This is a genomic window from Luteimonas salinisoli, assembly GCF_013425525.1.
GTDB classification, from domain to species: domain Bacteria; phylum Pseudomonadota; class Gammaproteobacteria; order Xanthomonadales; family Xanthomonadaceae; genus Luteimonas; species Luteimonas salinisoli.
Genome location: NZ_JACCKA010000058.1, coordinates 1 through 10,496 on the forward strand (window position 1 = coordinate 1; position 10,496 = coordinate 10,496).

Annotated in this window: 9 protein-coding genes and 1 pseudogene; all 10 read left to right on the forward strand. The window is 70.9% G+C overall.

The window, feature by feature from the left end:
* The coding region (locus tag H0E84_RS09460; RefSeq protein ID WP_180678402.1) for a chemotaxis protein CheA at nt 1-1,117 on the forward strand (1,117 nt) is incomplete at its 5' end.
* A gap of 97 nt (nt 1,118-1,214) precedes the next feature.
* A complete protein-coding gene (locus H0E84_RS09465; protein WP_180678403.1) occupies nt 1,215-1,955 on the forward strand; it encodes a flagellar motor protein in 741 nt (246 codons plus the stop codon).
* 15 nt (nt 1,956-1,970) lie between these two features.
* Nucleotides 1,971-2,918, forward strand: coding sequence for a flagellar motor protein MotD (gene motD, locus H0E84_RS09470; RefSeq protein ID WP_180678404.1), 948 nt, complete (start codon nt 1,971-1,973; stop codon nt 2,916-2,918).
* Nucleotides 2,918-3,700 (forward strand): ParA family protein, encoded by a 783-nt coding sequence (locus H0E84_RS09475; protein WP_180678411.1) that lies wholly within the window; start codon nt 2,918-2,920, stop codon nt 3,698-3,700. Before motD ends, H0E84_RS09475 begins: the two co-directional genes overlap by 1 nt.
* 56 nt (nt 3,701-3,756) lie before the next feature.
* A pseudogene (locus H0E84_RS09480) lies at nt 3,757-4,383 on the forward strand (chemotaxis protein CheW); the annotation flags it as partial.
* Between the two features lie 204 nt (nt 4,384-4,587).
* Nucleotides 4,588-4,899, forward strand: a complete 312-nt coding sequence (locus tag H0E84_RS09485) for an STAS domain-containing protein (RefSeq protein ID WP_180678406.1) — start codon at nt 4,588-4,590, stop codon at nt 4,897-4,899.
* Complete coding sequence (locus H0E84_RS09490) at nt 4,896-5,261, forward strand: response regulator (protein WP_180678407.1); 366 nt, start codon at nt 4,896-4,898, stop codon at nt 5,259-5,261. Before H0E84_RS09485 ends, H0E84_RS09490 begins: the two co-directional genes overlap by 4 nt.
* Nucleotides 5,262-5,297: 36 nt before the next feature.
* Complete coding sequence (locus tag H0E84_RS09495) at nt 5,298-7,268, forward strand: chemotaxis protein CheA (RefSeq protein ID WP_180678408.1); 1,971 nt, start codon at nt 5,298-5,300, stop codon at nt 7,266-7,268.
* A 64-nt stretch (nt 7,269-7,332) separates the two neighbouring features.
* Entirely contained in the window at nt 7,333-8,529 is a 1,197-nt protein-coding gene (locus H0E84_RS09500; RefSeq protein WP_180678409.1) for an OprO/OprP family phosphate-selective porin, read from the forward strand.
* A 462-nt stretch (nt 8,530-8,991) separates the two neighbouring features.
* The coding region (locus H0E84_RS09505; RefSeq protein ID WP_180678410.1) for a HAMP domain-containing methyl-accepting chemotaxis protein at nt 8,992-10,496 on the forward strand (1,505 nt) is incomplete at its 3' end.

Consider the following 10,496-nt stretch of genomic DNA (forward strand, 5'->3'; position numbering starts at 1 on the left):
CCGCCTGGACGCCATCGTCAACCTGATCGGCGAGATGGTGCTGGCCCGCAACCGCCTGAAGATCATCCGCGCACGGCTGCGCGACGAGGAGCTGGACCGCGCCGTCGGCTCCCTGGACGTGGCCACCGCGCGCCTGCAGACCGCGGTCATGCGTACCCGCATGCAGCCGGTGGGCAAGGTGTTCTCGCGCTTTCCAAAGGTCGCGCGCGACGTCGCGCGTTCGCTGCAGAAGGAAGTCGAACTGGAGCTGGTCGGCGCCGAGACCGAGCTCGACCGCAACCTGGTCGAGGCGCTGGCCGATCCGCTGGTGCACCTGGTGCGCAACGCCATCGACCATGGCATCGAGCTGCCGGAGCTGCGCGAGGCCACCGGCAAGCCGCGCGCCGGGCAGGTACGGCTGATGGCGCAGCAGGAAGGCGACTACGTCGGCATCGAGGTGCAGGACGACGGCGCCGGCATCGACGCCGAGCGGCTGCGCGTCAAGGCGCGCGAGAAGGGCCTGATCGACGGCGAGGCCGCGGCGCGCCTGTCCGCGGACGAATGCCTGCAGCTGATCTTCCTGCCCGGATTCTCGACCAAGACCGAGGTGACCGACATCTCCGGCCGCGGCGTCGGCATGGACGTGGTGCAGTCGCGGATCCGCGAACTCAGCGGCCAGATCCAGATCCATTCCGAGCTCGGGCGCGGCAGCCGCTTCTCGATCCGGGTGCCGCTGACGCTGGCGATCCTGCCCACCCTGCTGGTGCAGACCGGGGAGGTCGCCTATGCGCTGCCGCTGGCGCGGGTCCAGGAAGTGCTGCACGCCCCTGGAGCCTCCGTCAGCTGGTTCGACGGGCGTGCGGTGCTCGATCGCCGCTCGCACGCGCTGTCGCTGGTGGACCTGCGCGGCTGGCTCGGCCTGCCGCCGCTGGACGCGCCGCTGCTGACGATCGTGGTGCTGCAGATGGGCGACAGTCGCTTCGGGCTGATCGTCGACTCGGTGCAGGGTCGCGAGGAAGTGGTGATCAAGCCGCTGCCGCGGTCGCTGCGCGGATTGCCCGGCTATGCCGGGGCGACCCTGATCGGCGACGGCCGCATGGCCCTGATCCTCGACGTCGACGGCCTGCGCAGCCGCTAGCCGGCCGCCCGCGACCGCCGTCCGCGGCTGCCGTTCCGGTGCGTTCCGCACCGGCCCTGGAACTCAAGTCCCGAACCACCCGGCCGATACCGCAGCCATGGACATCCTCAGCGTAGTCGGAATCCTGCTGGCCATCGGCGCGCTGCTTGGCGGCAGCGTGCTCAAGGGCGCAGGGCTGTCCTCGCTGTGGTCGGCGGCGGCGTTCGTGATCGTCATCGTCGGCACCACCGCGTCGATCTTCATCCATACGCCGCCGCAGGTGTTCAAGCGCGCTCTGCGGATCGTGCGCTGGACCGTGCAGCCGCCGGTGGCGGACCGCGAGGCGCTGGTCGCGCAACTGCTCGAGTGGAGCAACGTGGCGCGCCGCCAGGGACTGCTGGGGCTGGAGGGCCACGTCGCCGAACAGAGCGATCCGTTCCTGAAGAAGGGGCTGCAGATGCTGGTCGACGGCCTGGAGCCGGAGGCGATCCGGCACATGCTGGAGATCGAGCTCGAGGGCGAGGAGCACAAGGACCTCGCCGCCGCCAAGGTCTTCGAGGGCATGGGCATCTATGCCCCCACCCTGGGCATCGTCGGCGCGGTCTTCGGGCTGATCGCGGTGATGAAGAACCTCGCCGACCCGAGCAAGCTCGGCCACGGCATCGCCGCGGCGTTCACCGCGACCATCTACGGGATCGCCTCGGCGAACCTGTTCTTCCTGCCGATCGCCGCCAAGCTCAAGAGCGTGATCGGCCGCCGCAGCGGCGAGCGCGAGATGATCATCGAGGGGCTGATCGCGATCGCGCAGGGCGAGAACCCACGCAACATCGAGGCCAAGCTGGCCGGCTTCCTGCACTGACACCCGGACACTGGCATGGCACGCCGCAAGAAACACGAAGAACACGGCAACCACGAGGCCTGGGCGATCCCCTACGCCGACCTGATGACGCTGCTGCTGGCGTTCTTCGTGGTGATGTACGCGATCTCCTCGCTCAACGAGGGCAAGTACCGCGTGCTCTCCGATTCGCTGGCGATCGCGTTCAGCGGGCAGCCGCGCTCGGTCAGCCCGGTCCAGCCCGGCGACCACCAGGTCAAGGATCCCGATGCCGGGCCGCCCTCGCCGCTGCAGTCCGGCCCGAGCAGCACCCGGCCGTCGCCGGTGCTGGACTCGCCGCTGCTGCCGTCGCTGGCCTCGCAGATGCGCGTGGACCGCGAGAACCGCGACGCCGACGGCAAGGCGCTGGCGCAGGCGCACCGGCAGCTGGACGGCATCGCCGCGCAGCTGCAGGACGCGCTGGCGCCGATGATCGACGCCAGGTTGATCACCATCCGCCGCGCCGAGCTCTGGCTGGAGGTGGAGATCAACAGCGACATCCTGTTCGCCACCGGTTCGGCATCCCTGGCCGACAGCGCCCAGCAGTTGCTGGGCACGCTGGCGCGGCTGCTGCGCGACGCCCCCAACGCGGTGCGCGTCGAGGGCTATACCGACGACCGCCCGATCAATACCCTGCAGTTCCCTTCCAACTGGGAACTCTCGGCGGCGCGCGCCGCCAGCGTGGTGCACCTGTTCGTGCGCGAGCGGATCGCGCCGCAGCGGCTGGTGATGGTCGGCTATGGCGAGTACCGGCCGCGCGGCGACAACGCCACCGAGGCAGGACGCAACCGCAACCGCCGGGTCGTGCTGATGGTGCTGGCCGCTCCCGACGCGATGCAGGACGGCAGCGTGCCGGCCTCTGCAGATCCGGCGGTGGCGAGCGCACACCAGGCCCGCGGTTCCGCCGGCGCCGAGCCCGGCACAGCGACTGACACAGGAGCGGGATGATGCAAGTCTGGGCGATCGCCAACCAGAAGGGCGGCGTAGGCAAGACCACGACCACCCTCGCACTCGGCCGCAGCCTGGCGCTGCAGGGACAGCGCGTGCTGCTGGTGGATCTCGACCCCCACGGTTCGCTGACCCGCGCTTTCGGCGTGTCCGCCGACCCGCCGCCGGCCGGCGTCCTGGAGCTGTTCTCCACGCCGCCGCTGCCGATGGCCGACCTGGCGCGTCCGAGCCCGCTCGAGGGCCTGGATTTCGTCTGCGCGCAGACCGCGCTGGCCACGCTCGAGCGCCGCAGCGCCAACCAGCCGGGACTGGGGCTGGCGTTGTCGCAGGCGCTGTCGCGGCACACCGGCGGCCACGACTACGTGCTGCTCGACTGCCCGCCCACGCTGGGGCTGCTGATGGTCAACGCGCTGGCCGCGGCCGACCGGCTGATCGTACCCACCCAGACCGAGCCGCTGGCGATGCACGGCCTGGCCGGGATGTGCCGCACCAGCGAGATGGTCGAGCGTTCGCGCGGCCGGCCGCTGCCGGTGGCGGTGCTGCCCACCATGTTCGACCGCCGTACCCGCGCCGGCCGCGACACCCTGCGCCAGATGCAGGAGGACTACCGCGACCGCGTCTGGAGCGAGGCGGTGCCGATCGACACCCAACTGTGCAATGCCGACCTCCTGGCGCAGCAGTCCGCGGGATCCGCCCACCCTGGACGCGCCCTCGGCGCCTATGCGCGCGCCCTGGACTGGATCCTCGCCGGCCAGCCGCAGCGCCTGGAGCAGGCCGCATGAACGCCCCGCACGCGGTGGACGCCTACCTCGACCTGCTGCTCACGGCGCCGGTACCGGAAGCGGTGCCGGCAGCGGCGCCGCAGCCGGTTCCGGCAGTGGACAGGCCGGCCCTCGTGCCGGCGGTACCGGGGCCGCGACCCGCCGTGGCCAGGCCCGCGGCGGCGCCGGCGGCATGGGAACCGGTGGCGGTGCCGGAGGCACCGCAATACGACCCCTGCACGTCCGAGAGCGAGCGCCGCCGGCGTGCCGGCGACCGCACCTCGCGCTGGCTGCGGCTGCGCTGCGGCGCGCAGATCTACGCGCTGGAACTGCTGAAGATCCGCGAGGTCGTGCTGCCGGCGCCGCTGCTGCCGATGCGAGGCGCCACCGCGGCGATGGCCGGGGTGATGAACCTGCGCGGACAGGTGGTTCCGGTGATCGACCTCGGCCTGCACCTGGACCAGGACGCCGTCGACGACGGCCCCGGCGTGCGCATCGTGGTCCTCGAGGAAGGCGGCGAGGTGCTCGGGCTGCGCGTGTCCGCGGTGGAGGACGTCACCCGCCTGGGCGAGCAGCAGATCGAGCCGCCGGACCACGTCCGCGTCGGCCGCAGCGGCGACGATCGCTTCCGCGGCATCGCCCGCCAGGGCGGCCGCCTGCTGATCCTGCTCGACGCCTCGCGGCTGCTCGGCGTCCAGGGCTGACGAGCCTGCTGCGCCGCGGGGCCGCGCGGCCCGTGACGGCGCGCGACGCCCCCGCTCCCGCCATCGCGGCGGGCGCCGCCGGCTTCGGCCGGGCCGCATGCCGGGCATGGCCCGCGGCGACGGCAACGCGGCGATCGCCGCACGCCTAAAGATCCCTTGCTGCGGGCCGTTAAACAGGATCGAGTCATCCGTTGCGGAGTGTCGATGAACGCTGTGCCCCTGGGCGAGGACCTCGGAATCGAGTCCTGCACCGAGCTGAAAGACCGCCTGGCGCCCTGCCTGGCGCAGGAGCAGACCCTGCTGCTGGACGGCAGCGGGGTCGCGCGCGTCCACACCGCCGGCGTGCAGGTCCTGTGCGCGCTGGTGCGCAGCCGCGCCGAGGCCGGCCTGCGCACCGAACTGGACGGGTGCAGCGAGGCGCTGCACGACGCGATCCGCATCCTCGGCCTGGGCGAGCAGTTCGGGCTGGCCCCCAACCAACAACCTGCGAAAGACCCCGTGGAGGACGCCGCATGAGCGCTCGCATTCTGGTAGTGGACGATTCGGCCTCGATGCGGCAGATGGTGTCGTTCGCGCTCACCTCGGCCGGCTTCGCCGTCGAGGAGGCCGAGGACGGCAGGGTCGCGCTCGGCCGCGCCCAGGGCGGCAGCTTCAACGCCGTGATCACCGACGTGAACATGCCGAACATGGACGGCATTTCGCTGATCCGCGAACTGCGCCAGCTGCCTGGCTACAAGTTCACTCCGCTGCTGATGCTCACCACCGAGTCCGGCGCGGAAAAAAAGGCCGACGGCAAGGCCGCTGGCGCCACCGGATGGCTGGTCAAGCCCTTCGACCCCGAGCAGCTGGTCGCCACCGTCCGCAAGGTCGTGAGCTGACCCGCTGCGCAGCCCACCGACTACCGGACCGCGGCCATGAACATGGATCTGCAACGTTTCCACGCCACCTTCTTCGAGGAGAGCCATGAGGGCCTCGACGCCATGGAGGCGGCCCTGCTGGCGATCGACGCCGGCAACCGCGATGCCGAACTGGTCAACTCGGTGTTCCGCGCGGCGCATTCGATCAAGGGCGGCGCGGCCACCTTCGGCTTCGAGGGGATGGCCGGGCTGACCCACCTGCTGGAAACCCTGCTCGACGACATCCGCGGTGGCCGCCGCGAAGCCACCCGTGCGGCGCTCGATGCGATCCTCGGCTCGGTCGACGTGCTGCGCGCGCTGCTGGCCGAGGCCGAGCACGGCCGGCCGGCGGACGCGAAGGACGTACAGGCCGTCCGTGCGCGGCTGGAGGCGGTGCTCGGCACCGAGCCCGGCACCGCGGCGCCGGCCGCGGATTCGACCGCGGCCGCCGCCGAGCCCGAGGGCTGGCGGATCGGCTTCTCGCCCGCGCCTTCGATGTTCATGAGCGGAAACGACCCGCTGCGGATCCTGCGCGAGCTCGAGCACCTCGGGCCGCTGGAAGTCGCCGCCAGGCTCGACCGCCTGCCGGCCTTCGCGCAGCTCGATCCGCTGGAGGCGTGCCTGGCCTGGGATCTGGGGCTGACCGCGCGGGTGCCGCGCGGCGCCGTCGACGAGGTGTTCGCCTGGGTCGAGGACGAGTGCGAGCTGGACATCCAGCCGATCGCGGCCGCGGCCGCGCCCGATGCGCCGGCCGGCGCGCCCGCCGATGCGCCCTTGGCGCCCTCTGCCGGCGCCAAGGTCCAGTCGATCTCGGACTCCGCCGAGAGTTCGGTGCGCGTGAGCGTCGACAAGATCGACGCGCTGATCAACCTGGTCGGCGAACTGGTGATCACCCAGGCCATGCTCAAGCAGGCCAGCTCCAGCGTCGACCCGGCCGTGGCCGAGCGCCTGTTCACCGGGCTCGAGCAGCTCGAACGCAATACCCGCGACCTGCAGGAAGCGGTGATCGGCGTGCGCATGCTGCCGGTCGACGCCGTGTTCCGCCGCTTCCCGCGGCTGGTGCGCGACCTGTCGGCGCGGCTCGGCAAGCAGGTGCTGCTGCGGACCGTCGGCGAAGGCACCGAGCTGGACAAGAGCCTGATCGAGAAGGTCGCCGATCCGCTGGTGCACCTGGTGCGCAACGCCATCGACCACGGCCTGGAGGATCCCGCGACGCGCAGCGCCAGCGGCAAGCCGGAGACGGGCACGATCACCCTGGCCGCTTCGCACCAGGGCGGCCATATCGTCATCGAGGTCTCCGACGACGGCCGCGGTCTCAACCGCGACCGCATCCTCGTCAAGGCGCAGGAGCGCGGCCTGGCCGTTCCGGAGAATCCCAGCGACGCCCAGGTCTGGGACCTGGTGTTCCAACCCGGGTTCTCCACCAACGACGAGGTCACCGACCTGTCCGGGCGCGGCGTCGGCATGGACGTGGTGCGCCGGAACATCCAGGGACTGGGCGGCGAAGTCGAGCTGCACAGCAAGCAGGGCAGCGGCACCCGGGTGGTGATCCGCCTGCCGCTGACCCTGGCGATCCTCGACGGCATGAGCGTGACCGCCGGCGGCGAAGTGCTGATCCTGCCGCTGACCCACGTGCTCGAGGCGCTTCAGCCGGGCCAGGCCGACATCCGCACCGTGGCCGGCAGCGGCCGCGTGCTGCAGGTCCGCGGCGAGTACCTGCCGCTGGTGTCGCTGGCGGAGGTCTACGGCTACAGCGACCGCCGCGATGCCGACCTGCTGGTGGTGGTGGTCGAGGGCGATGGCCAGAAGATCGCGCTGGAGGTCGACGAACTGGTCGGCCAGCAGCAGGTCGTGGTCAAGAGCATCGAGCACAACTATCGCCGCGTGCATGGCGTCTCGGGCGCCACCATCCTCGGCGATGGCCGGGTCGCGCTGATCGTCGATGTCGGCGGCCTGGTACGCGCGCAACGCCTTCCGCAGGCGGCCTGAGCCTCTGCCTCAAGGCCGGCGCGTCCGCAGGGCGCGCCGCCGCTCTCCAGCCACAGGATCGATCATGAAATCCCTCCTCTCCATCGGAATCGCTGCGTCGATGCTGTCCGGTACCGCGCTCGCGGCCGGAGCCGCCGATGCCCCCGGCGCCCGCGCCTGGCCGCCCTCGGCCACCTTCGCCGACGGCACCGAGCTGTCGATGACCGGCAACATCGCCTATGACCACAACGGATTCTCGGGCGACGACGAAGGAGCCTCGGCGACCTTCGACGACGCGCACGACTGGCGTCGCAAGGAGTTCGGACTGGCCTTGAAGCGCAAGGGAGTCTACGAGCTCGGTGCCGGTTTCGACTTCGAGTCGCGCACCTGGATGGATGTCGGGATCAAGCTGGACACCAGCGCATTCGCGGGCCGCGACCTGGGCAAGCTCCGGCTCGGCCAAAGCAAGGTGCCGCTGGGCTTCGAAGGCAACACCGCCACGCGCCACTCGGCCTTCCTGGAGAATTCGCTGCCCACGCAGGCGTTCTACCAGGGGCGTCGGATCGGCCTGGACTGGACGCTGGACCGGCCGCATGCGGTGTTCAACGCGGGCTACTATCGCGGCGATCTGCAGGGCAACAACGCCGGCCGTACGGTGGCCGTGCGCGGCGCCTGGGTTCCACTCCGGGAGGCTGGGCGGGTGCTGCACCTGGGCGCATCGGCGACGCGGGAAACCCCGGATGCGCGGACCGGCGAAGACGGTGCGCGGATCGCCGCGAGCGCGCGCTGGCGGGCGAAGCCGGAAGCGGCGTTGACCTCGGTGAGGCTGGTCGATTCGGGCACGCTGGCCGGTGTCGAGGCGATCGACCGGCAAGGCTTGGAGCTGCTGTGGATCGATGGACCATGGTCGCTACAGGGCGAGTATCTGCGGCAGTCCACCAGCCGCGAGGCCGGCCTGGCTTCGTACTCGGCCGACGGCTGCTACGTGTTCGCGAGCTGGATGGTCACCGGCGAGTCGCGCGGCTACAGCGGGGGCGGCGCCTCGAACCCGAAGCCGACCGGTCGCCTGGGGGCGCTGGAACTGCTGGCCCGCTACAGCAGGCTCGACCTCGACGACGGCGCCATCGCCGGCGGCAGCCAGCGCAACCGCACGCTCGGCGCCAACTGGTACTTCGCCCGGCACTTCAAGCTCCAGTTCAACTACATCGACGTGAAGGCCGAACGCGGCGCCACCGCCGCCGATCCCGACATCGTCGAGATGCGCACGCAGTTCAGCTTCTGACCGCGCCGCGCCGGGCAGACCCCGGTGTTGCGACGAGGCATCGCCGTGGTCACGGGGCAGTGCCAGTGAACAGCCGGTTCCGACGGTTGGTTCTGTCGAAGAGCGGCTTCGGGCGACCATGCAGGCGAAGAGCGGCTTCGGGCGGCCATGCGGGGCGTGAGCAGCGATGCCGGGCTTCGGAGGGATGGGCCGTCGAGCATCCGGCAGGAAATCGCCGGTACGGCGTCCCTCCGGCCCACGTAGAGCCGAGCTTGCTCGGCTGCGCGGGCACCGAAGCCGAAAAAGCAGCGGAGCGAGCTCCGCTCTACGGAGCATCGCGTCGCCGACATCCGACATCCCGCTACCGTTCGTCGGACGAACGTAAAGCGCGAATTCGCGCTGTCGATAACCGTGGCGTACCGGGCATCCGCCCGGCATTCGGGCACCGCCCGTAGTCCGCGAACAACCGCCCCGGAGAGTCCCATGCGCTGGTTCCAGAACCTTTCCATCGCCCGCAAGCTCGGCGTCGCATTCACCCTCACCACCTTGATGACGGTCGCCCTCGGCGCCTTCGCACTGGTGCGGATGCAGGTGTCGCAGGCGCTGCTGGAGGACCTCGAGGACAACTGGGTGCCGGCGGTGTACCAGCTCGGCGAACTGCGCGCGCAACTGGGCGAACTGCGCACCTATGAACTGGCGCAGCTGGCCCGGGCCGACGATCCCGAAGCGGTTGCCGACTATTTCAAACGCATGGACGGCGTGCGCGAGGCGATCGTCGCGGCTCACGCCGCCTACCTCAAGACCCTGACCGCCGGCGAGGAAGAAGCGCTGCATGCCGAGGTCAAGGACCTGCTCGACCAGTACCTGCTGGCCAACAGCGACATGGGCGATGCGCTTCGCGCCGGCGACAGCGACCTGGCCGAGGGGATCTCCGGCGACCGCTCGCGTCCGATCCGCCGCGACCTGTTCGCGGCGATTCTGGTGCTCAAGGACTTCAACGTGGCCCGCATGGAAGAGGAGATGGCCAGGGCCGATGCGGCGCATGCATCCACCGTGACCGCGATGCTGGCCGCGCTGGCGCTGCTGTCGCTGCTCGCCGCCGCCGCCGGCTGGGTGATCACCCTCCTGATCGCCCGCCCGCTCGGCGAGGCCACCCGCGTGGCCAACGCCATCGCCGAGGGCAGGCTCGACAACGAGATCGCCGCCGATACCCGCGACGAGACCGGCCGCCTGCTCGAGAGCATGCGCAAGATGCAGGCGCAGCTGCAGGCGGTGATGTGCGCGCAGACCGAGATGGCGCTGCGCCACGACGAGGGACAGATCAGCCATCGCATGGACGAGGCCGCCTTCCCCGGCGACTACGGCCGCATGGTCCACGACACCAACGCCCTGGTCGCCGCGCACATTGGCGTGAAGATGCGGCTGATCCAGATCATGGGCCGCTACGCCGTCGGCGACCTGTCCGAGGACATGGACCGCCTGCCCGGCGAGAAGGCCGTGCTCAGCGAGACCATGGACGCCGTCAAGAGCAACCTGCAGGCGATCAACGGCGAGATCCGCCGCCTGGTCGGCGCCGCCGGCGAGGGCGACTTCACCGCCCGCGGCGATGCCGCGCGCTTCGAGCACGACTTCCGCGAGATGGTCGAGGGCCTCAACCGCCTGATGCAGACCACCGACGGCAACCTGGCCGAAGTCTCCACGGTGCTCAAGGCGATCGCCGAGGGCGACCTGACGGTGCGCATGGACGGCGAGTTCCGCGGCGTGTTCGCACGCATGCGCGACGACGCCAACGCCACCGTGGCGCAGCTGGCCGACATCGTCGGCCGGATCCACCAGGCCTCCTCGGCGATCAACATCGCCTCCACCGAGATCGCCTCGGGCAACTCCGACCTGTCGCGCCGCACCGAGCAGCAGGCCGCCAACCTCGAAGAGACCGCCGCCTCGATGGAGGAACTGACCTCCACCGTCAAGCAGAACGCCGAGCACGC

Bases quoted from the DNA above. Each gene is read 5' to 3' on its own strand.
- H0E84_RS09485 (WP_180678406.1), top strand. From the start codon at position 4,588: ATGAACGCTGTGCCCCTGGGCGAGGACCTCGGAATCGAGTCCTGCACC.
- H0E84_RS09490 (WP_180678407.1), top strand. From the start codon at position 4,896: ATGAGCGCTCGCATTCTGGTAGTGGACGATTCGGCCTCGATGCGGCAG.
- H0E84_RS09500 (WP_180678409.1), top strand. From the start codon at position 7,333: ATGAAATCCCTCCTCTCCATCGGAATCGCTGCGTCGATGCTGTCCGGT.
- H0E84_RS09495 (WP_180678408.1), top strand. From the start codon at position 5,298: ATGAACATGGATCTGCAACGTTTCCACGCCACCTTCTTCGAGGAGAGC.
- H0E84_RS09475 (WP_180678411.1), top strand. From the start codon at position 2,918: ATGCAAGTCTGGGCGATCGCCAACCAGAAGGGCGGCGTAGGCAAGACC.
- H0E84_RS09465 (WP_180678403.1), top strand. From the start codon at position 1,215: ATGGACATCCTCAGCGTAGTCGGAATCCTGCTGGCCATCGGCGCGCTG.
- motD (WP_180678404.1), top strand. From the start codon at position 1,971: ATGGCACGCCGCAAGAAACACGAAGAACACGGCAACCACGAGGCCTGG.